Source organism: Streptomyces sp. NPDC051310, assembly GCF_044455245.1.
Taxonomy (GTDB): Bacteria; Actinomycetota; Actinomycetes; order Streptomycetales; family Streptomycetaceae; genus Streptomyces.
Genome location: NZ_JBITEO010000004.1, coordinates 55,822 through 77,048, shown reverse-complemented (window position 1 = coordinate 77,048; position 21,227 = coordinate 55,822). Strand labels below are relative to the sequence as shown.

General features: G+C 73.7%; 13 protein-coding genes and 1 pseudogene. 11 read left to right on the top strand and 3 right to left on the bottom strand.

Annotated features, from left to right (window positions below; all coding sequences use genetic code 11):
• Window positions 1-76 precede the first annotated feature (76 nt).
• Window positions 77-1,881, top strand: a pseudogene (locus ACIA79_RS07370) (chitinase).
• Here the strand turns inward: ACIA79_RS07370 and ACIA79_RS07365 are convergent.
• On the bottom strand, window positions 1,817-2,635 hold the full coding sequence (locus ACIA79_RS07365; protein ID WP_399427194.1) for a phosphatase PAP2 family protein: 819 nt from the start codon (window positions 2,633-2,635) through the stop codon (window positions 1,817-1,819). The pseudogene ACIA79_RS07370 and the gene ACIA79_RS07365 sit on opposite strands and share 65 nt — an antisense overlap.
• 123 nt (window positions 2,636-2,758) lie before the next feature.
• Window positions 2,759-4,093 (bottom strand): 4-aminobutyrate--2-oxoglutarate transaminase, encoded by a 1,335-nt coding sequence (gene gabT, locus ACIA79_RS07360; protein WP_399427193.1) that lies wholly within the window; start codon window positions 4,091-4,093, stop codon window positions 2,759-2,761.
• 379 nt (window positions 4,094-4,472) lie between these two features.
• On the opposite strand from gabT, the gene ACIA79_RS07355 reads away from it, so the two are divergent.
• Together ACIA79_RS07355 and ACIA79_RS07350 are read left to right on the top strand one after the other, a co-directional pair.
• Complete coding sequence (locus tag ACIA79_RS07355; protein WP_399427192.1) at window positions 4,473-6,539, top strand: ATP-binding protein; 2,067 nt, start codon at window positions 4,473-4,475, stop codon at window positions 6,537-6,539.
• A gap of 78 nt (window positions 6,540-6,617) precedes the next feature.
• Window positions 6,618-8,177 carry a PucR family transcriptional regulator gene (locus tag ACIA79_RS07350; RefSeq protein ID WP_399427191.1) on the top strand — a complete coding sequence of 520 codons (1,560 nt, stop codon included), beginning with the start codon at window positions 6,618-6,620 and terminating at the stop codon, window positions 8,175-8,177.
• Window positions 8,178-8,180: 3 nt separating this feature from the next.
• On the opposite strand, the gene ACIA79_RS07345 is transcribed toward ACIA79_RS07350, so the two are convergent.
• Window positions 8,181-9,668 carry a DUF6882 domain-containing protein gene (locus tag ACIA79_RS07345; RefSeq protein WP_399427190.1) on the bottom strand — a complete coding sequence of 496 codons (1,488 nt, stop codon included), beginning with the start codon at window positions 9,666-9,668 and terminating at the stop codon, window positions 8,181-8,183.
• Window positions 9,669-9,873: 205 nt separating this feature from the next.
• Here ACIA79_RS07345 and ACIA79_RS07340 point away from each other — a divergent pair, with 205 nt between their 5' ends.
• The 8 genes from ACIA79_RS07340 to ispG all read left to right on the top strand — a co-directional run bounded on the left by ACIA79_RS07340 (window position 9,874) and on the right by ispG (window position 21,096).
• The gene (locus ACIA79_RS07340; protein ID WP_399427189.1) at window positions 9,874-10,890 is read left to right on the top strand and encodes an EamA family transporter; all 1,017 of its coding nucleotides are present in this window, start codon (window positions 9,874-9,876) and stop codon (window positions 10,888-10,890) included.
• A 111-nt stretch (window positions 10,891-11,001) separates the two neighbouring features.
• The gene (locus ACIA79_RS07335) at window positions 11,002-12,444 is read left to right on the top strand and encodes an aldehyde dehydrogenase family protein (protein ID WP_399427188.1); all 1,443 of its coding nucleotides are present in this window, start codon (window positions 11,002-11,004) and stop codon (window positions 12,442-12,444) included.
• Between the two features lie 516 nt (window positions 12,445-12,960).
• A complete protein-coding gene (locus tag ACIA79_RS07330; RefSeq protein ID WP_399427187.1) occupies window positions 12,961-14,898 on the top strand; it encodes an acyl-CoA dehydrogenase family protein in 1,938 nt (645 codons plus the stop codon).
• A gap of 162 nt (window positions 14,899-15,060) precedes the next feature.
• Window positions 15,061-16,293 carry a 3-phosphoshikimate 1-carboxyvinyltransferase gene (aroA, locus tag ACIA79_RS07325; RefSeq protein ID WP_399427186.1) on the top strand — a complete coding sequence of 411 codons (1,233 nt, stop codon included), beginning with the start codon at window positions 15,061-15,063 and terminating at the stop codon, window positions 16,291-16,293.
• A 47-nt stretch (window positions 16,294-16,340) separates the two neighbouring features.
• Entirely contained in the window at window positions 16,341-17,171 is an 831-nt protein-coding gene (locus ACIA79_RS07320) for a hypothetical protein (RefSeq protein ID WP_399427185.1), read from the top strand.
• Window positions 17,172-17,232: 61 nt separating this feature from the next.
• Complete coding sequence (gene dxr / locus ACIA79_RS07315; protein ID WP_399427184.1) at window positions 17,233-18,504, top strand: 1-deoxy-D-xylulose-5-phosphate reductoisomerase; 1,272 nt, start codon at window positions 17,233-17,235, stop codon at window positions 18,502-18,504.
• Entirely contained in the window at window positions 18,501-19,802 is a 1,302-nt protein-coding gene (locus ACIA79_RS07310) for a M50 family metallopeptidase (protein ID WP_399427183.1), read from the top strand. Before dxr ends, ACIA79_RS07310 begins: the two co-directional genes overlap by 4 nt.
• A 136-nt stretch (window positions 19,803-19,938) precedes the next feature.
• Entirely contained in the window at window positions 19,939-21,096 is a 1,158-nt protein-coding gene (gene ispG, locus ACIA79_RS07305; RefSeq protein ID WP_399427182.1) for a flavodoxin-dependent (E)-4-hydroxy-3-methylbut-2-enyl-diphosphate synthase, read from the top strand.
• Window positions 21,097-21,227 lie beyond the last annotated feature (131 nt).

Below are 21,227 nucleotides of genomic sequence, written 5' to 3'. Positions count from 1 at the left end.
GGGGATTGACCACTCAATTGGTCTGGACCAAGCTGTGCGGCGCCGCACCCCGACACCCCCACGCCCGGAGGCAGTTGTGGACCGCACCCCGCTCGCCGCTCTCGTCGTCGCCCTGGCCGCCGTGCTCACGCTCGCCGGCCCCACCGCCACCGCAGGGGCCGCGGACGCCGAACTGGCGCGCAACGGCGGATTCGAAGCCGGCCTGGACGGCTGGAGCTGCACGGCCGGGAGCGGAGCGGTCGTCGCCGCGCCCGTGCACGGCGGGGCCCAGGCCCTACGGGCCACCCCGGCCGGCGGCGACAACGCCCGGTGCACCCAGACCGTCACCGTGCGGCCCGACTCCGCCTACACGCTCAGCGGCTGGGTGCGCGGCAGCTACGTCCACCTCGGCGCCTCCGGCACCGGCACCACCGACGTCTCCGCCTGGACGCAGTCCGCCCCCGACTGGCAGCGCCTGGCGACCACCTTCCGCACCGGCCCCGCCACGCGGACCGTGACCGTCCACGTGCACGGCTGGTACGGCACCGGCGCCTACCACGCCGACGACCTGTCCCTGACCGGCCCGGGCGGCGACCCCGTCCAGGTCCCGGCCGCCCCGGTCGGTCTGACCGCCGGCACCCCCGGTCCCACCACCGTGCCGCTGACCTGGACGCCGGTCGCCGGCGCCACCGCGTACCACGTCTACCGCGGCACGGCGCGGGCCCTCACGGTCACCGGCACCACGGCCACGGTCACCGGCCTCACGCCCGCGACCCCCCACACCTTCCAGGTCACGGCGGTGAACGCGGCCGGCGAGTCCCCGAAGTCCGCCGCCGTCACCGCGACCACGGCCCCCGGCCCCACCGACCCGCCGCCGGGCCAGGGGCTGCCCCCCACGCCCTCGTCGGCTACCTCCACGCGAGCTTCGCCAACGGCTCCGGCTACACCCGCCTGGCCGACGTGCCGGACTCCTGGGACGTCATCAACCTGGCGTTCGGCGAACCGACCTCCGTCACCTCCGGCGACATCCGCTTCTCCCTCTGTCCGGCGACGGAGTGCCCGGGCGTCGAATCCGCCGCCGACTTCAAGGCCGCGATCAAGGCCAAGCAGGCGGCCGGCAAGAAGGTCCTGATCTCCGTCGGAGGCCAGAACGGCCAGGTGCACCTGGCCACCCCCGCCGCCCGCGACACCTTCGTCGCCTCCGTCTCCCGGATCATCGACGAGTACGGCCTCGACGGCCTCGACATCGACTTCGAGGGCCACTCCCTGTCGCTCGCCACCGGCGACACCGACTTCCGCAACCCGACGACCCCCGTCATCGTCCACCTCATCTCCGCCCTGAAGACCCTCAAGGCGGCGTACGGCCCCGGCTTCGTCCTCACCATGGCCCCGGAGACGTTCTTCGTGCAGCTCGGCCACCAGTACTACGGCTCCGGCCCCTGGGGCGGCCAGGACCCGCGCGCCGGCGCCTACCTGCCGGTCATCCACGCCCTGCGCGACGACCTGACCCTGCTGCACGTCCAGGACTACAACTCGGGCCCGATCATGGGCCTCGACGGCCGGTACCACTCCATGGGCACGGCCGACTTCCACATCGCGATGACGGACATGCTGCTGACCGGCTTCCCGGTGGCGGGTGACGCCTCCCGGTCCTTCCCCGCCCTGCGCCCCGAGCAGGTCGCCATCGGCCTCCCCGCCTCGCCGCACGCCGGCAACGGCCACACCGCGCCCGCCGAGGTGCACCAGGCGCTCGACTGCCTGACGCGCGGGGTGAACTGCGGCGCGTACCGGACCCACGGCACCTGGCCCGCCCTGCGCGGGCTGATGACCTGGTCGGTCAACTGGGACCGGTTCGGCGGCTGGGAGTTCTCGAAGAACTTCGACGCCTACGGATGGAGCTGACCAGGAGGCCGCCGGCGTACAGCCAGCCGAACAGGCAGACGCTGCCCACCACGTCCAGCGGCCAGTGGTAGCCGCGCAGCACGAGCCCGGTGCCCGTCGCCAGCGTCAGCAGGGCGGCGACGGACACCGCCCAGCGCCTGCGCAGCAGCAGCGCGGCGCCGCCGTACGCCACCAGGGCCGTCGCCGTGTGCCCGGACGGGTAGTAGCCGGTCTCCGCGGTCAGCGGACCGGCCCGGTCGACCAGCACCTTGAGGGGGACGACCAGGGCCGGTACGAGGGCCAGGGCCAGCCCCGCGCGGAGCGCCGGCCCGCGGCGGCCGCGCCACGCGGCGTACGCCATCGCGGCGGCGAGGACGGGGGCGGCGACCGGGACGCTGCCCAGATCGGCCAGGAGCTCGGTGAGCGGGACGGGCCCGCGGCCGGCGAGGGCGCGGCTGACGCGCGCGTCGAGCCGGGCGAGAGGCCCGTCGGCGACGACCTGCCAGGTCACCACCGTGAAGAGAAGGAGGAGCGCCGCCGGGACCGACGCACGAGAAGCCGGCCGCCCCGGAACAGGGGGGGTGGTTCCGGGGCGGCCGCCAGGACCGGTGTGCCGCACGCCCCGGGGGGTATGGGGCGGGCGACGGTCCGATCGGTGAGGAGATCCGGAGCCGGAGGCTCCGTCGGTGTGCGCGAGGGCACGGCCAGGGTGTCGCTGGGGAGGCTCCGCCCTGGAATCACCCGCAGTCCCCTGCGGGCGAGGTGTTTCTCTCATCTGCGGAAACCGTACGGCAGAAGAAGGGGGGACCGACAGCCGGATCCCCATCCCGCCATCGGCCCCCCACAACCTCTTCACACGGCCCGATCCGTGGTCGGATCCGCCGGAGCGCCGGACCCGTCAGATCCGCGCGAAGGCGCCCTCGATGACGTCCAGGCCCTCGTTGAGCAGGTCCTCGCCGATGACCAGCGGCGGCAGGAAGCGCAGCACGTTGCCGTAGGTGCCGCAGGTCAGGACCAGCACGCCCTCGGCGTGGCAGGCCTTCGCCAGCGCGCCGGCGGCCTCCGGGTTCGGCTCCTTGGTCGCCGGGTCCTTCACCAGCTCGATCGCGATCATGGCACCGCGGCCACGGATGTCACCGATGATCTCGTACTTCTCCTGCATGGCGGCGAGGCGGCCCTTCATGAGCTCCTCGATGCGCCGCGCCTTGCCGTTGAGGTCGAGCTCCTTCATCGTCTCGATGGCGCCGAGCGCACCGGCGCAGGCCACCGGGTTGCCGCCGTAGGTGCCGCCCAGGCCACCGCCGTGCACGGCGTCCATGATCTCGGCACGGCCGGTCACGGCGGCGAGCGGCAGACCGCCCGCGATGCCCTTGGCGGTGGTGATCAGGTCGGGGACGATGCCCTCGTCCTCGCAGGCGAACCACTGGCCGGTGCGGCAGAAGCCGGACTGGATCTCGTCCGCGACGAACACGATGCCGTTGTCATTGGCGAACTTCACGATCTCCGGCAGGAAGCCCTTGGCCGGCTCGATGAAGCCGCCCTCGCCGAGCACCGGCTCGATGATGATCGCGGCGACGTTCTCGGCGCCGATCTGCTTGCTGATCTGGTCGATCGCCTGCGCGGCGGCCTCGGGACCGCAGTTGTCCGGGCCGGTCGGCCAGCGGTAGCCGTACGCCACCGGGACGCGGTAGACCTCGGGCGCGAACGGACCGAAGCCGTGCTTGTACGGCATGTTCTTGGCGGTCAGCGCCATCGTGAGGTTCGTACGGCCGTGGTAACCGTGGTCGAAGACGACGACGGCCTGGCGCTTGGTGTACGAACGGGCGATCTTGACCGCGTTCTCGACGGCCTCGGCACCGCTGTTGAACAGCGCGGACTTCTTGGCGTGGTCGCCCGGCGTCAGCTCGGCGAGCGCCTCGCAGACCTCGACGTACCCCTCGTACGGCGTGACCATGAAACAGGTGTGGGTGAACTGCTCCAGCTGGGCGCTCGCCCGGCGCACGACCGCCTCGGCGGACGCGCCGACGGACGTCACCGCGATGCCGGAACCGAAGTCGATCAGACGGTTGCCGTCGACGTCCTCGATGACGCCGCCACCGGCGCGCGTGGTGAACACCGGCAGCACGGAGCCCACGCCACCCGCGACCGCGGACAGACGGCGGGCCTGAAGCTCCTGCGACTTCGGGCCGGGGATGGCGGTGACGACGCGGCGCTCCTGCGGGATTTCGGTCATGCGGGGCTCCTGGGGGGTGTCTTTCGGACGCTGCTTCTCTTTCTTCCGCAGGCTAGGCGCGGGGGAGGGGTGCAGGCATGCTCCGTTCGGGAGTGGTGGTGGCGCGTCGTTGTCCGCGGCGGACATAGAGCCCCTGCGCCGCGCCGCAGCGCCGCCGGCCCGCCGCGCGGGGCGGGTCGCGGGGCTGCCGGACCGGTTCCCGTCCCCGTGGGGCGCCCCGCGGGAGGAGCCGGGGCGCGGCTGCGGGGCGGGGACGCGCCCCCCGGATCCGGGAAAGGGCGGGGCCGGGGGCGGTCCACCGGGGCAACCGGCCCGCGACCGCACTAGATTGACGGGTGCACACACGCGCGCGACCCGGCTGGTCAGGGGGCAGGGGTTCATGGACACCGACGGTACGTACGACGCACGTGGCACCCACGCCGCCGTGCCGCCACCCGCGCGGCCGCCGGCCGTGCCGCCGCGGCCCGCGCACGCGCCCGGGGCCGGGACCGCCGGCGGCGGCACCGTCGCGTGGCTGCGGACACCGCGGCCGGCCGCCGAGCCCGGAGTGTGGCGGTTCGGGCACCGGCCGCGGCCGAAGGAGGAGCCGGAGGCCGTGCCGGCCCGCCGGCTCTTCGCCGGGGCACTCATCGCGCTGCTCAGCGGCTGGCTCCTGTGGTCCCTGCTCTGGAACGGCTACCTCGGCCACTACTGGCTGTGGCCCCTGCTCGTCCTCACCCCGGACGAGTGGCGCAGCGAGCCCGACACCTGGGCCACCGCCAGCTACGTCTACTACGCCCTCGTCGGCGGCGGCCTGCTGGTCTTCTTCGCCCGGCTCGGCCACGTCCCCGAGATCTGGCGCCGCTACGCGAAGAAGAAGGACGTCCCGCCGCCGCCCCCGCCGCCGGACGCCGACCCCGCCGACTGGCCCGAGCTGCGCGAGGCCGGGCTCACCGAAGCCGCCGGGCGGCTCGCCGAGGCCACCCGGTCCGGCGCGCTCGGCGACGTGGACTACGCCCGCATCCGCCGCGCCTGGCAGGGCGTGCGGACGCACCCCGAGCGGCTCGCCGCGTTCACCGACGCCGTCCGCGCGCAGGGCCCCGCCGCCTGCGCCCACCCCTCCGGCGTCCGCGACCTGCCGGTGCGCACCGCGGTGCACGACCTCGCCACCGCCCAGGTGCGGATCGGGACCGCGGCCGACCACCCCCGCAACCCGTACGCCCGCCGCACCACCGGGGTCGCCCTGGAGCCGGACGTGCTCGGCACGTCCCTGCTGGCGGTGGGGCCCGCCGGGTCGGGCAAGACGGTCCGCCTGGTCCGTCCGGTCACCGAGTCGCTGTGCCTCCAGGCGCTCGCCAACCGCGCGGCCGTCGTCGCGGTCACCGCGCACGGCACCGCGCTCGCCCCGGACGAGGCCTTCGACCTCGTCGTACGCGTCGGCCGCCCCGACTCCACGCACGACCTCGACCTGTACGGTGGCGCCGACGACCCCGACGAGGCCGCCCGCATGCTCGCCGAGGCACTCGTCGGCGACCTGGTGCCGGACAGCCGCCGCGCCGCCACCGCGCTCGCCCAGCTCATCGGCCCGTACCGAGCCGCGCACGGCCACTACCCGGCCGTGCCGGAGCTGCGCGAGCTGCTCGGCGGGGCTCCGCAGGCGCTCTCCGCGCTCCGCTCGGCCGTCGCGGGCGACCCGGCCCAGCTGCGCGAGCTGGACGCCCGGGCCCGCCAGGCGGAGCGGGGCGACGACGTCGGCATGCTGCTCGCCGAGCGGATCGCGTTCCTGGACCGGCCGGCGTTCGCGCGGTTCTTCCGCCCGGACGGCGGGGGCCGGCGATTCTCGATGCGGGCGATCGAGCACCCGCTGCGCGTCCGCGTCGACCTGCCCGAGCGCGGGCACGCCGAGGCGTCCCGGATCGTGACCCGGCTGCTCCTCGCCCAGTTCACCGAGGCGGCCCCCGCGCGCACCGACCGGTCGCTGTTCGCCTGCCTGGTGCTGGACGACGCCACGTACACCGTCACCGCCGACTCCGTGCGGGCGGTCCAGCGGCTGCGCTCGGCGAACGCGGGGGTCGTGCTGGCGCTGCGCACCCTGGAGGACGTACCGGAGGCGCTGCGGGGGCCGCTGCTCGGCGCGGTGGGGTGCCGGATGGCGTTCGCCGGGCTGGCGCCGTGGGACGGCGGGCGGTTCGCGGAGACCTGGGGCACCGAGTGGGTGCAGATGCGGGACGTGACCAACCGGCAGATCATCTCGGACGAGCCGCTGACCAAGGCGATGCACTTCATGCGCCGCCTGGTGACCGGCAAGGCGGCCACCGCGGAAGCGGTGACGGTCCGCGAGGTCGAGCGGCAGCGCTGGTCCGCCTCCGATCTGGCGCACGCCGTGCCGCCGGGGCACGCCGTGCTGTCCCTGACGGGCGTCCGGGGGGAGCACACCCCCCCGCTCCTGGTCGACCTGCGGACCTGACGTGACAACCTGGCAGAATTGGGGGAGCCGTTCATACGGGACGGCGAAATCCCCTCCCGAAAGTCCGACGGTCCAGCCATGCCGCCCACGCTCGCCTCGCTCGTCCAGCACTCGGCGCTGAAACTCACCGTCCGCGCCGGGGAGGAACACCTCGGGACGCCCGTCCGCTGGGCCCACGTCAGCGAGCTCGCCGACCCCGTCCCCTACATGGAGGGCGGTGAGCTGCTGCTGACCACCGCCATGACCCTGGACGCCGACAACCCCGAGGCCATGCGCCGCTACGTGAAGCGGCTGGCCGGCGCCGGGGTCGTCGGGCTCGGCTTCGCGGTGGGCGTCAACTACGACGCCACCCCGCAGGCGCTGCTGGACGCGGCCCGCGACGAGGGCCTGCCGCTGCTGGAGGTGCCGCGGCGCACACCGTTCCTGGCCATCTCCAAGGCGGTCTCGGCGGCCATCGCGGCGGACCAGTACCGGGCGGTGACAGCCGGCTTCGAGGCGCAGCGCGAGATGACGCGGGCGGCGCTCACCGACGGCCCGGCGGCCGTGGTGGCCCGCCTGGCCGCGCACGTCGACGGCTGGGCGGCGCTGTACGACGCCTCCGGCGCGGTGGTGGCGGCGGCCCCCGAGTGGGCGGCGCGGCGGGCGGCGCGGCTGACCGCGGACGTGGAGCGGCTGCGCGAGCGCTCCGCCCCGGCCAGCGCGGTCGTCGGCGGCACCGACGACCGGGTGGAGCTCCAGTCGCTCGGCTCCGGGCGCCGCGTGCGCGGCGCGCTCGCCGTCGGCACCGGGGCGCCGCTGGGAACGGCGGAACGCTACGCCGTCCACTCGGCCATCGCCCTGCTCACCCTCACCACCGAACGCTCGCGCTCCCTGCAGGCCGCCGAGCAGCGGCTCGGCGCGGCGGTGCTGCGGATGATGCTGTCCGGTCAGCCGGACCACGCGCGGGCGGCCGCCGGGGACCTGTACGGCGGACTCCTCGACGCCCCCTTCAGGCTGCTGATCGCCGAACCGGCCGGCGAGCGCGACCCGGGCGCGGAGCCGCCCCTGGCGGCCCTCGCCGACGCCCTGGAGACGGCGGCCGCCCGCACCGGCGAGGCCCTGCTCGCCGTGCCGGAGGGCGACGACCGGCTCGTGGTGCTGGCCGGCGACGGGGGAGCGGTGGTCGCGGCGTGCGACGCGTACGCCGCGAAGGAGGCCGAGGAGGCGGGCATCGTGGTCGGCCTGTCCGCGCCGACCGGCCCCATCGCGGCCGCCTCCGCCTACAAGCAGGCCGAGCAGGCGCTCTCCGTGGCCCGCCGCCGCGGCCGCGCCCTCGTCGAGCACGAGGAGCTGGCGGCCGGCTCGGTCCTGCCGCTCCTCGCCGACGACGCCGTACGCGCCTTCGCGGACGGCATGCTGCGCGCCCTGTACGAGCACGACGCCACCGGCCGCGGCGACCTCGTCGCCTCCCTGCGCGCCTGGCTCTCCCGCCACGGCCAGTGGGACGCGGCGGCGGCCGACCTGGGCGTCCACCGCCACACCCTGCGCTACCGCATGCGCCGCGTCGAGGAGATCCTGGGCCGCTCCCTGGACGACCCCGACGCCCGGATGGAGCTGTGGCTGGCGCTCAAGGCCACGGGCGGGGCGCCGCCGCGGTAGGCGTCACCCGGTGGCGCCCATCACCATGCCCGGGGTGACCTCCGTGATGGTGCCGTCGGGGGCGAAGTACACGCGCACCTCGTACAGGCCCCGCACGCCGCTGAGGAAGTCCGGCTGCCCGTAGTGCCACACCTGCAACCCGGTCCGCTCGAAGTACGACCGGGCCAGCGACCGCATGGTCTCGTCGCGGGTCTCCTGCTCCACCAGGCCGTGGAGCCAGCTCGCGCCGTTGCGGATGTCCGTCGCGGCGCCGTCGAGGCCGCCCGCTCCGGTGCCGGTGAGGCATTCGCCGGCGAGGCGTTCGTCGGTGACGGCGAAGAAGTGGTTCCCGAGCGAGGTGAAGGTGTGGCCCGCCACGGTCGCGGCGGTGCGGGCCAGTGTCACCGCGACCGCCTCGCGCGGCCCGTACGCGGTCAGGTCGAGCCGCTCGCCGGACAGCTCGGGCAGGTCCCCGGCGCCGGGGCCGAGCCCGGCCGCCTCCCGGAACCGGTCCCGGATGTCCTCCGTCCCCGGAGCCCACCGGAACCAGCCCTCCTCGGCGCCGCAGTACCCGAGGCGGCGTGCCTTCAGGCCGCCGCCGGGGAACCTCAGCTCCCCTGCCCGCTCGTCCCACACCGGCGGGCGGCCGGAGAAGCCCAGATGGTCGTCCGCGTACTGCACCATCGCCCGCGTCCGCAGGACCGAGAAGGCCATCTCCCGGCCCGCCACGGCCAGCAGCGGCCGCGGGAACGTCCGGTGCGGCGCGTCCGGGGAGAGCCGCGCCCCCTCCAGCTCCTGCTCGCCCGCCGTGCCGCAGCCGGGCGTTCCCCCGTCCGGGCCGGTGACCTCGACCCCGGTGACCACCTCGCCGTCCAGGAACACCACGACACGGTCGCCCCCGCCCAGGACGCCCTCCACCCGGCCCGGCCCGTACACCGGGTCGGCCCCGTGCCGGGCGAACCAGCCGCGCACCGGCTCCAGCGCCGGGCCGGGGAGCAGCGCGGCGCCGTCGCGCAGGGCCGTGGTGAGCCGGGCGGGGCGCGGCTCGGCCCGCGGTACGGCGGGGTCGTCGACGACCATGAACAGCCGGCCGCGTTCGTTCACGGCGCAGATCACCCCGCCCCGGGCGTCGAGCAGCCCCATGCACATCAGGAGGAGGTGGTCGGCGGCCAGCCGCGGGTCAGGGAAGTGGTTGAGGTCCGGCATGGGCTCGGTCAGCTCGGGGACGCCGGCGCGCTCGCCCAGCTCGCGCAGCTCCCGGGCGCGCACGGCGATGACGTCGTCCCGGTAGGACTCGTTGGCCCACGCCCACATCCAGGTGCCGTCCAGGGCGTAGGTGCCGATGACGTGGGCGCGCAGGGTGATGCCCGAGCGGGTGACGGACGGCTCGCTCCGGTCGAAGGACACCACGCCGGCCGGCACCAGCGAGTCGAAGAGGTCGAGCTGCTCGCACACCCAGGCGAGGTGCGGCCGGGCGAGGGCGAGGAGCTGCTCACTGTAGGAGGCGGTCATGAAGGGCTCTCCGGTGATCGGGGGCGGCCGGTGATCGCACGGCCGCGCTGCGTACGCCCTCAGGACTCCGGCGCGGCGCCCGGCGGTTCCAGCCAGGTGTCCGCGCGCCGCGATCACCGTGGTGCACCGCGCTCAACCGTTGATCCTGCCCGATTCCGGGCAAAATCCTTGGCGTTTCAGCTCCGGGCTCCATAATCTCCGGTGCATGACAACCCCCGCCGCCGACCCGGCACTCCCCACGCCCTCCCCGGCTTCCCTCTCCAAGGAGCCGCTCCCCGGGGGGCCGCTCCCCGCACCCGTGCCCGCGCCCCGCCGCCGCATCAGCGGCGCCGTCTGGCTCGCGCTCGTCATCGTGTACGTCGTGTGGGGCTCCACCTACCTCGGCATCCGGGTCGTCGTCGAGACCATGCCGCCCTTCCTCTCCGCCGGCGCGCGCTTCGTCGTCGCCGGGGCGGTCCTCGCCGGGCTGCTCGCCTGGCGGCACGGCCCCGCCGTGCTGAAGGTCACCCGGCCGCAGCTCGCCTCCGCCGCCGTCGTCGGCCTGCTGCTGCTTCTCGGCGGCAACGGCCTGGTCGTCCTCGCCGAGACGTCCGTCCCCTCCGGCCTCACCGCCCTGCTCATCGCGGTCGTGCCCGCCTGGGTGGTCCTCCTGCGCACCGCGTTCGGCGAGCGCCCCGGCCTCGGCGCGTACACCGGAGTGCTCCTCGGCCTCGCCGGCCTCGCCGTGCTGACCCTGCCGGGCCTCAGCGGCGATGTACGCATCGGCGGCGTCCTCACCGTGATCGCCGCCACCGTCATGTGGTCGGCCGGCTCGTTCTCGTCCTCCCGCATCCCCCTGCCGAAGAACCCCTTCACCGCCAGCGCGTACGAGATGATCGCCGGCGGCCTCGGCTGCCTCGCCCTCGGACTGGTCCGCGGCGAGCACCGGGGGCTCGACCTCGGCGCCTTCTCCGCCCGCTCGTGGACCGCGCTCGCCTACCTCGTCCTGTTCGGCTCGCTGATCGCCTTCACCGCGTACGCCTGGCTCCTGCAGAGCGCGCCGCTCTCGCTCGTCGCCACCTACGCGTACGTCAACCCCGTCGTCGCGGTCGCCCTCGGTGCGCTCCTCCTCGACGAGGCCGTGACCTGGCCCATCGCCCTCGGCGGCGCGGTCGTGGTGGCCGGGGTCTGCCTCATCGTCAGCACGGAACGCCGCCCGGAACGTACGGAACGGCGAAACTGATGCCCGCACCACTCCACCCCGGACAAACCACCGTCCGGCCGCTCGGCCCTACCGTGTGAGCGGAAGACTCAGCACCCACCTCCGCACAGCTTCGAAAGGGCCGGGATCGCAATGACTGCCACCGCCTTCTGGCTCGCCGGCCGCCAGGCCACCGGCGAGACCACCTTCGACGTCACCTCCCCCTGGGACGGCCGCCTCGTCGGTGAGGTCAGCGTGCCCACGGAGGCGCAGGTCGAGGAGGCTGTGGCCGCTGCCCACGCGGTCGTCGACGAGTTCGCCGCCACCCCGGCCCACGTCCGCGCCGCCGCCCTCGACCACGTGTCGAAGCGGCTCGCCGAGCGCACCGAGGAGATCGCCCGGCTGATCTCCGCGGAGAACGGCAAGCCCATCAAGTGGGCCCGCGGCGAGGTCGGCCGCGCGGTCTCCGTCTTCCGCTTCGCCGCCGAGGAGGCCCGCCGCTTCAACGGCGGCGAGGCCCAGCGCCTCGACACCGACGCCGGCGGCCAGGGCCGTCTCGCCCTGACCCGCCGCTTCCCCAAGGGCGTCGTCCTCGGCATCGCGCCGTTCAACTTCCCGCTGAACCTGTGCGCCCACAAGGTCGCCCCGGCCATCGCCGTCGGCGCGCCCATCATCCTCAAGCCCGCCCCGGCCACCCCGCTCTCCGGCCTGATCCTCGGCGAGCTGCTCGCCGAGACGGACCTGCCGGCCGGCTCCTGGTCGATCCTGCCGGTCACCAACGACCGCATGCCCGCCCTGGTCAAGGACGAGCGCCTGCCGGTGATCTCCTTCACCGGCTCGGACAAGGTCGGATACGCCATCCAGGAGTCGGTGCCGCACAAGCACTGCACCCTGGAGCTGGGCGGCAACGCCGCGGCCGTCGTCCTGGCCGACTGGGCCTCCGACGAGGACCTGGACTGGGCGGCGACCCGTATCGCCACCTTCTCCAACTACCAGGGCGGCCAGTCCTGCATCTCCGTGCAGCGCGTGATCGCCGACGCCTCCGTCTACGACCGGCTCGTCCCCAAGGTCGTCGCCGCCGTCGAGGCCCAGGGCACCGGTGACCCGTCCGACGACACCACCGACGTCGGCCCGCTGGTCAGCGAGGACGCCGCCAAGCGCGTCGAGTCCTGGGTGGACGAGGCCGTCAAGGCCGGCGCCACGCTGCTCACCGGCGGCAAGCGCGAGGGCGCGACGTACGCCCCGACCGTCCTCGCGGACCTGCCCGCCGGCACCACCCTCGCCTGCGAGGAGGTTTTCGGCCCGGTCCTGACCCTGCACCGCGCCGAGGGAGAGGCCGCGGCCTTCGCCGAGGTCAACAACTCCAAGTTCGGCCTGCAGACCGGCGTCTTCACCCGTGACCTCCAGACCGCCTTCCGCGCCCACCGCGCCCTGGAGGTCGGCGGCGTGATCATCGGCGACGTCCCCTCCTACCGCGCCGACCAGATGCCGTACGGCGGCGTCAAGCAGTCCGGCGTCGGCCGCGAGGGCGTGCGCTACGCGATGGACGACTACACGTACGAGAGGGTGCTGGTCCTCACGGGCCTGGCCCTGTAGAGCCCGTCCTTCGTACGGCCCAGACCGGCGGCCGGAGCCCACTGTGCGGGGGCTCCGGCCGTCTTCATTCCGGCCGAGTGCGGCCGGGGCAATGTCCGGTGCCGGAAGTATCCGGGCGCCGGGCGCGTCGGGGTGTGATCACGAAGCGGCGCCACTGCTTCCCCATCCGAGGACCAACGGTGACGATCAGGCTGCAGGTTGCAGCCGGAAGCAATCGCGGGCTCATATGCCGCTCCTCGCTCTCTTCCAGGGGCCGGACCGGCCGAGAGACACGGGTACCGGCCAGGCGCGGTAGGGGAGCGCCGGGCAGACGGGTGATGAGTCCAAGCTGAGGCGCTCATCGTCTCTGCAGGTCAGGCGATGTCGCAGGTCGCAGGCGGTTCGACAAACGCCCTGTGCGAGGGCTCCCGCCGCCTTTTCGTACCCGGCGTAATCGGGTAATACGGTCGAGTAGCAGCGGTCGGCCGGACGTCACCGGGCGGCCGCCCCCGACTGAAGCGGCGAGGTGAGCCCACCATGTCCGGCCCCCACCACAAGCCCAAGGTCTCCGAGCGCGAAGCACGCCAGGTCGCCGAGGCCGCCCGTGAACAGGACTGGCGCAAGCCCAGCTTCGCCAAGGAGCTGTTCCTCGGGCGTTTCCGGCTGGACCTGATCCACCCGCACCCGATGCCGCCCGACGAGGACGCGCAGCGCGGCGAGGAGTTCCTCGCCAAGCTCCGCGACTTCTGCGAGACGAAGATCGACGGCGCGCAGATCGAGCGGGACGCCCTCATCCCCGACGCCGTGATCGACGGCCTCAAGGAACTGGGCGCGCTCGGCATGAAGATCGCCCCCAAGTACGGCGGCCTCGGGCTCACCCAGGTGTACTACAACAAGGCCCTGGCCCTCGTCGGCTCCGTGAGCCCCGCCGTCGGCGCCCTGCTCTCCGCACACCAGTCGATCGGCGTACCGCAGCCGCTGAAGATGTTCGGCACGCCGGAGCAGAAGGAGACCTTCCTGCCGCGGCTCGCCCGCACGGACATCTCCGCCTTCCTCCTGACCGAGCCGGACGTCGGCTCCGACCCCGCCCGCCTGGCCACCACCGCCGTGCCCGACGGCGACGAGTACATCCTCGACGGCGTGAAGCTGTGGACCACCAACGGCGTCGTCGCCGACCTGCTCGTGGTCATGGCGCGCGTACCGAGGACGGAGGGCCACAAGGGCGGCATCACCGCCTTCGTCGTCGAGGCCCAGTCGCCCGGCATCACCGTGGAGAACCGCAACGCCTTCATGGGCCTGCGCGGCCTGGAGAACGGCGTCACCCGCTTCCACCAGGTCCGCGTCCCGGCCGCCAACCGCATCGGAGCCGAGGGCGCCGGGCTCAAGATCGCCCTGACCACCCTCAACACCGGGCGCCTGTCGCTGCCCGCGATGTGCGTCGGCGCCGGCAAGTGGTGCCTGAAGATCGCCCGTGAGTGGGCGGGCGTGCGCGAGCAGTGGGGCAAGCCGGTCGCCCACCACGAAGCGGTCGGCTCGAAGATCTCCTTCATCGCCGCCACCACCTTCGCGCTCGAAGCCGTCGTGGACCTGGCCAGCCAGATGGCCGACGAGGACCGCAACGACATCCGCATCGAGGCCGCCCTCGCCAAGCTGTACGGCTCCGAGATGGCCTGGCTCATGGCCGACGAACTGGTCCAGATCCGCGGCGGCCGGGGCTTCGAGACCGCCGACTCCCTCGCCGCCCGCGGCGAGCGGCCCGTCCCGGCCGAGCAGATGCTGCGCGACCTGCGCATCAACCGGATCTTCGAGGGCTCGACCGAGATCATGCACCTGCTCATCGCCCGCGAGGCGGTCGACGCGCACCTGGCCGTCGCCGGCGACATCATCGACCCCGACAAGACGCTCGGTGACAAGGCGAAGGCGGGCGTCCAGGCCGGCGCCTTCTACGCCCGCTGGCTGCCGAAGCTCGTCGCCGGCCCCGGGCAGCTCCCGCGCGCGTACGCCGAGTTCCACCCGGCGGGCCACCCGGACCTGGCCGCGCACCTGCGTTACGTCGAACGCGCGGCGCGCAAGCTGGCCCGTTCCACGTTCTACGCCATGTCGCGCTGGCAGGGCCGCATGGAGACCAAGCAGGGCTTCCTCGGCCGGATCGTCGACATCGGGGCCGAGCTCTTCGCCATGAGCGCCGCCTGCGTACGGGCGGAGCTGCTGCGCACCACCGGCGACCACGGCCGCGAGGCGTACCAGCTCGCGGACGCCTTCTGCCGCCAGTCCCGCATCCGGGTCGAGGAGCTCTTCGGCCGGCTCTGGCACAACACCGACGACCTCGACCGCACGGTGGTCAAGGGCGTGCTGTCGGGCACGTACACCTGGCTGGAGGAGGGCATCCTCGACCCCAGCGGCGACGGCCCGTGGATCGCCGACGCCACCCCGGGGCCCTCCACCCGCGAGAACGTCCACCGTCCGATCCGCTGAGACCGCCGACCGCCGGCTACCGGCCGCCGCTGATACCGCGACGGCCGGCAACCGGCCGCCGGACGGCCACGGCAGGCGCTCCGCCGGCCCCGCCGCCGGAGGCGCCGACCAGCAGCTGAGACGCCCGGCGCCCGTGCCGCCCCGAACGGCAGGATGGGCGCCGTGACCGTCATCGAGATCCCCGGCTCCAAGTCCGTCACCGCACGCGCGCTCTTCCTCGCCGCCGCGGCCGACGGCGTCACCACCCTCCTGCGGCCGCTCGCCTCGGACGACACCGAAGGGTTCGCCGAAGGGCTCACGACGCTCGGGTACGAGGTCGAGCGGACCCCCGGCGCGTGGCGCGTCCGGGGCCGCCCGGCCGGTCCCGCGGCCGCCACCGCCGACGTCCACTGCCGCGACGGCGCCACCACCGCCCGCTTCCTGCCCGCCCTCGCCGCCGCGGGCCACGGCGACTTCCGCTTCGACGCCTCCGCGCAGATGCGCCGCCGCCCGGTCGGACCGCTCACCGAAGCCCTGCGCCGCCTGGGCGTCGACCTGCGCCACGAGGGGGCCGAGGGCCACCACCCGCTGCGCATCGCCGCCCGCGGCGTCAAGGGCGGAGCCCTCCTGCTGGACGCGGGGCAGTCCTCGCAGTACCTCACCGCGCTGCTGATGCTCGGCCCGCTCACCGCCGAGGGCCTGGAGATCACCGTCACGGACCTGGTCTCGGAGCCGTACGTGGGGATCACGCTCGCGATGATGCGGGCCTTCGGCGCCGAGCCCGCCCGCGAGGGCGACGTCTTCACCGTCCCGCCCACCGGATACCGCGCCACCACGTACGCCATCGAGCCCGACGCCTCCACGGCGAGCTACTTCTTCGCCGCCGCCGCGCTCACCGGCCGCGAGGTCACCGTCCCCGGCCTCGGCAGCGGCGCCCTCCAGGGCGACCTCGCCTTCGTCGACGTCCTGCGCCGCATGGGCGCCGACGTGGAGGTCACCGACCGGGCCACCACGGTGCGCGGCACCGGTCGGCTGCACGGCCTCACCGTGAACATGCGCGACATCTCCGACACCATGCCGACCCTCGCCGCCATCGCCCCGTACGCGGACGGCCCGGTCCGTATCGAGGACGTGGCCAACACCCGGGTCAAGGAGTGCGACCGGCTGGAGGTCTGCGCCGCGAACCTGCGCCGCCTCGGCATCACCGTCACCACGGGCCCCGACAGCATCGAGATCCGCCCCGGCTCCCCGCGCCCCGCCGCCATCGCCACCCACGGCGACCACCGGATCGTGATGTCCTTCGCCGTGACGGGCCTGCGCACCCCCGGCATCGGCTTCGACGACCCCGGCTGCGTCCGCAAGACGTTCCCCGACTTCCACCGGGTCTTCGCCGAGTTCCGCTCCGGGACCTCGTAGAGGCCCCATAATCGAGCCGCGATCACCAACGGGACGGGGGCGAACGGATGCCGCGGTACGGGCGGGGACGGTCCGGGCAGGGACGGAGCGCGCAGGGCCGGCACCGGCGGGGAGGGCGCCTCGCCGTCGCGCTCACCACGCTGGCGCTGGCGGCCGCCTGCGGCGCGGACCCGGAGCCCGGGGGTGACGGCAAGGCGCCGGAGCGACCCTCGGCGTCCGCGGGCACGAGCGCGGGCGGCGGCCCGTCCGCCGGCGGCGGGGCGAAGGACCCGGAGCCCCTCTCCGAGGCCCGGCTGACCGCCGCCGCCTTCGGCGAGGGCGAGAAGGCCGGCCCGTACACCGCCGGCACCCTCCTCGTCGGGGACGCACCGCTCAGCGACGCCTACACCGCCGACCCGGCCGTCTGCCAGCCGCTGGTCAGCCTCGCCGCGGGCGCCACGCCCCACGACCCGGTCGCCGAGGTCAACCGCGACCTGAGCATCGCGGGAGAGCTCCGCTCCGTCGACGTCACCGTCCAGCTCCGCTCCTACGCCGCGGGTGGCGCCCGCGCCGTCCTGGCGGCGCTGCGGAAGGCGGGCACCGCCTGCGCGGGCGGCTTCACCGAGGAGCGCGCCATCGCGAAGGCCCGCTACCTGAAGGCCGAGCCGGTCGAGGCCCCCGCCATCGGCGACGAGGCCGTCGCGTTCCGCTTCACCATCCAGGACGTCAAGGACAAGGACCTGAAGCTGTACGAGTACCTCACCGTCGTACGGTCCGGCTCCACCACGCTCTCCTTCCGCGCCGACATCCTCGACACCAAGGACTTCGGCGGTGTCCCGCGCGAGGTGGTGACCGCCCAGTGGGAGAAGTTCCGCGCGGCACCCGCCAACTCGGCGTGAAGCGGACCGCTCGGGGGCACCTGTGTCCGGGCGCCCGGCCGTTGCGGCAAGAATGGGGGGCATGAGCGACAGTCCAGCCCCCCTCGCCGACCCGCGCATCGCCTTCGATCCGTCCGAAGGCCGCCGGGACATCGTCGTCCTCGGCTCCACCGGGTCCATCGGCACCCAGGCCATCGACCTGGTCCTGCGCAACCCCGACCGGTTCCGTGTCACGGCCCTGTCCGCCGCCGGCGGCCGGGCCGCGCTCCTCGCCGAGCAGGCGCGCCGGCTGCGGGTCCGGACCGTCGCCGTGGCGCGTGAGGACGCGGTGCCGGCGCTGCGCGAGGCGCTGAAGGAGCAGTACGGCACCGAGCCGCTGCCGGAGATCCTCGCCGGGCCGGACGCCGCCACCCAGGTCGCCGCCTCCGACTGCCACACCGTGCTCAACGGCATCACCGGCTCCATCGGTCTCGCACCCACCCTCGCCGCGCTCGAAGCGGGCCGCACCCTCGCCCTCGCCAACAAGGAGTCGCTGATCGTCGGCGGCCCGCTGGTGAAGGCCCTCGCCCGGCCGGGCCAGATCATCCCGGTCGACTCCGAGCACGCCGCGCTGTTCCAGGCGCTGGCCGCCGGCACCCGCGCCGACGTCCGCAAGCTGGTGGTCACCGCCTCCGGCGGTCCCTTCCGCGGCCGTACGAAGGCGCAGCTGGCGCACGTCACCCGCGAGGACGCCCTGGCCCACCCCACCTGGGCCATGGGCCCGGTGATCACGGTGAACAGCGCCACGCTCGTCAACAAGGGCCTGGAGGTCATCGAGGCGCACCTCCTCTACGACATCCCCTTCGAGCGGATCGAGGTGGTGGTGCACCCGCAGTCGTACGTCCACTCGATGGTCGAGTTCACCGACGGGTCCACCCTCGCCCAGGCCACCCCGCCCGACATGCGCGGCCCGATCGCCATCGGGCTCGGCTGGCCCGAGCGCGTTCCCGACGCGGCACCCGCCTTCGACTGGTCGAAGGCGTCCACCTGGGAGTTCTTCCCCCTCGACACCGAGGCCTTCCCGTCCGTCGGCCTCGCCCGGCACGTCGGCGAGCTGGGCGGCACCGCCCCGGCGGTCTTCAACGCCGCCAACGAGGAGTGCGTCGGGGCGTTCCTGGCCGGACGGCTCCCCTTCACCGGCATCATGGACACGGTGACGGCCGTGGTGGCCGAGCACGGCACACCGGACTCGGGAACCTCGCTGACGGTCCCGGACGTCCTGGAGGCGGAGACCTGGGCGCGCGCCCGGGCCCGCGAACTGGCGGCGCAGGCCGCCGGCACGACAGCGCAGACGACCGCGGAGGCTCGCGCATGACGATTCTGTTGACGGTCCTCGGCATCGCGCTCTTCGCCTTCGGACTGCTCTTCTCCATCGCCTGGCACGAGCTCGGCCACCTCTCCACGGCCAAGCTCTTCGGCATCCGCGTACCGCAGTACATGGTCGGCTTCGGCCCCACCATCTGGTCGCGGAAGAAGGGCGAGACGGAGTACGGCATCAAGGCCATCCCCGCCGGCGGCTACATCCGCATGATCGGGATGTTCCCGCCCGGCGACGACGGCCGCATCGAGGCCCGCTCCACCTCGCCGTTCCGCGGCATGATCGAGGACGCCCGCTCGGCGGCGTACGAGGAGCTCCAGCCCGGGGACGAGACCCGGCTGTTCTACACACGCAAGCCCTGGAAGCGCGTCATCGTGATGTTCGCGGGCCCGTTCATGAACCTGGTGCTCGCCGTCGCGATCTTCCTGAGCGTCTGCATGACGTTCGGCATGCAGACCCAGACGACCGAGGTCGCCGGGGTCCAGAAGTGCGTCATCGAGCAGAGCGAGAAGCGGGACACCTGCGCCAAGGGCGACCCCGTCTCGCCCGGCTACGCCGCCGGCCTGAGGGAGGGCGACCGGATCGTCGCCTTCGACGGCGAGCCCGTGCAGGACTGGCCCACCCTCTCCGAGCGCATCCGCGAGACCATCGGCCCGGCGACCCTCACCGTCGTACGCGACGGCAAGGAGGTGACCCTGCGGCCCGATCTGATCGAGAACCTGGTGGTCGCCAAGGACGCCGACGGGGAAGTGATCCCGGACAAGTACGTCAAGGCCGGTTACCTGGGCTTCGCCTCCCGGACCGAGATCCAGCCGCTCACCTTCGGCCAGTCGCTCGACCGCATGGGCGACATGATCGAGAACGGCGTCGACTCCGTCATCGCCCTGCCGTCCAAGATCCCCGACCTGTGGGACGCGGCGTTCGGCGACGGCGAGCGCAAGGCCGACTCCCCGGTGGGCGTGGTCGGGGCCGCCCGGATCAGCGGCGAGGTGATGAACCTGGACATCCCGACGCAGAACATCGTCGCGTCGTTCCTGATGCTGCTGGCGACCTTCAACCTCTCGCTCTTCCTGTTCAACATGCTGCCCCTGCTGCCGCTGGACGGCGGGCACATCGCGGGCGCGCTGTGGGAGTCCGTACGCCGCAACGTGGCGAAGGTCTTCCGGCGCCCCGACCCCGGACCGTTCGACGTGGCCAAGCTGATGCCGGTGGCGTACGTGGTGGCCGGCATCTTCATCTGCTTCACGCTGCTCGTGCTCGTCGCGGACATCGTGAACCCGGTGAAGATCTCCTAGCGGTGCGCGGCGCACAGGTGAACGCCGGCCGCCGGACACCCCGCGGTGTCCGGCCGCCCGGCACCGGGCCTGTAATCTCGAAGCCGGAGCCCGCCGATCTCGGGACCTCGATCCACACCTTGGGGTTGCACACCAGATGACCGCGATTTCTCTCGGTATCCCGTCCGTTCCCACCAAGCTCGCCGACCGCCGCGTGTCCCGGCAGATCATGGTGGGAAACGTCCCGGTCGGCGGTGACGCCCCGGTCTCGGTGCAGTCGATGACGACGACGCGTACGTCGGACATCGGTGCGACGCTGCAGCAGATCGCGGAGCTGACGGCGTCCGGCTGCCAGATCGTGCGGGTGGCCTGTCCGACGCAGGACGACGCCGACGCGCTGGCCGTGATCGCGAAGAAGTCGCAGATCCCGGTCATCGCGGACATCCATTTCCAGCCGAAGTACGTGTTCGCGGCGATCGACGCGGGCTGCGCGGCGGTACGCGTGAACCCGGGCAACATCAAGCAGTTCGACGACAAGGTCAAGGAGATCGCGAAGGCGGCCGGTGACGCCGGTGTGCCGATCCGGATCGGGGTGAACGCGGGCTCGCTGGACCGCCGGCTGCTGCAGAAGTACGGCAAGGCCACGCCGGAGGCGCTGGTGGAGTCGGCGCTGTGGGAGGCGTCCCTCTTCGAGGAGCACGGGTTCCGGGACATCAAGATCTCGGTGAAGCACAACGACCCGGTCGTGATGATCGCGGCGTACCGGCAGCTGGCCGCGGCCTGCGACTACCCGCTGCACCTCGGCGTCACGGAGGCCGGCCCCGCGTTCCAGGGCACCATCAAGTCGGCCGTCGCCTTCGGCGCGCTGCTCAGCGAGGGCATCGGCGACACCATCCGGGTCTCGCTGTCGGCGCCGCCGGCCGAGGAGGTCAAGGTCGGCATCCAGATCCTGGAGTCGCTGAACCTGCGCCAGCGGCGCCTGGAGATCGTCTCCTGCCCCTCGTGCGGGCGCGCGCAGGTGGACGTGTACAAGCTCGCCGACGAGGTCTCGGCGGGTCTGGAGGGCATGGAGGTGCCGCTGCGCGTGGCCGTCATGGGCTGTGTCGTCAACGGCCCCGGCGAGGCCCGCGAGGCGGACCTGGGTGTCGCCTCCGGCAACGGCAAGGGCCAGATCTTCGTGAAGGGCGAGGTCATCAAGACCGTCCCCGAGTCGAAGATCGTCGAGACGCTCATCGAAGAGGCCATGAAGATCGCCGAGCAGATGGAGAAGGACGGCATCGCCTCCGGCGAACCCTCCGTCTCCGTCGCCGGCTGACCCGCCCGGTCTACGCAGCACAGGAGCCCCGCCGCCCGCGCGGCGGGGCTCCTCGCCGTCCGGGCCGCCGTCGTCCCTGCCACGCGCCCCGCCGTGCCAGGTACAGTGCCAGGACCCTGTTCGACCACGGT

What these genes read in the sequence shown, in the direction of transcription:
- ACIA79_RS07365 (WP_399427194.1), bottom strand. Translation starts at nt 2,635, where the DNA reads ATGAGAGAAACACCTCGCCCGCAGGGGACTGCGGGTGATTCCAGGGCG.
- gabT (WP_399427193.1), bottom strand. Translation starts at nt 4,093, where the DNA reads ATGACCGAAATCCCGCAGGAGCGCCGCGTCGTCACCGCCATCCCCGGC.
- ACIA79_RS07355 (WP_399427192.1), top strand. Translation starts at nt 4,473, where the DNA reads ATGGACACCGACGGTACGTACGACGCACGTGGCACCCACGCCGCCGTG.
- ACIA79_RS07350 (WP_399427191.1), top strand. Translation starts at nt 6,618, where the DNA reads ATGCCGCCCACGCTCGCCTCGCTCGTCCAGCACTCGGCGCTGAAACTC.
- ACIA79_RS07345 (WP_399427190.1), bottom strand. Translation starts at nt 9,668, where the DNA reads ATGACCGCCTCCTACAGTGAGCAGCTCCTCGCCCTCGCCCGGCCGCAC.
- ACIA79_RS07340 (WP_399427189.1), top strand. Translation starts at nt 9,874, where the DNA reads ATGACAACCCCCGCCGCCGACCCGGCACTCCCCACGCCCTCCCCGGCT.
- ACIA79_RS07335 (WP_399427188.1), top strand. Translation starts at nt 11,002, where the DNA reads ATGACTGCCACCGCCTTCTGGCTCGCCGGCCGCCAGGCCACCGGCGAG.
- ACIA79_RS07330 (WP_399427187.1), top strand. Translation starts at nt 12,961, where the DNA reads ATGTCCGGCCCCCACCACAAGCCCAAGGTCTCCGAGCGCGAAGCACGC.
- ACIA79_RS07320 (WP_399427185.1), top strand. Translation starts at nt 16,341, where the DNA reads ATGCCGCGGTACGGGCGGGGACGGTCCGGGCAGGGACGGAGCGCGCAG.
- dxr (WP_399427184.1), top strand. Translation starts at nt 17,233, where the DNA reads ATGAGCGACAGTCCAGCCCCCCTCGCCGACCCGCGCATCGCCTTCGAT.
- ACIA79_RS07310 (WP_399427183.1), top strand. Translation starts at nt 18,501, where the DNA reads ATGACGATTCTGTTGACGGTCCTCGGCATCGCGCTCTTCGCCTTCGGA.
- ispG (WP_399427182.1), top strand. Translation starts at nt 19,939, where the DNA reads ATGACCGCGATTTCTCTCGGTATCCCGTCCGTTCCCACCAAGCTCGCC.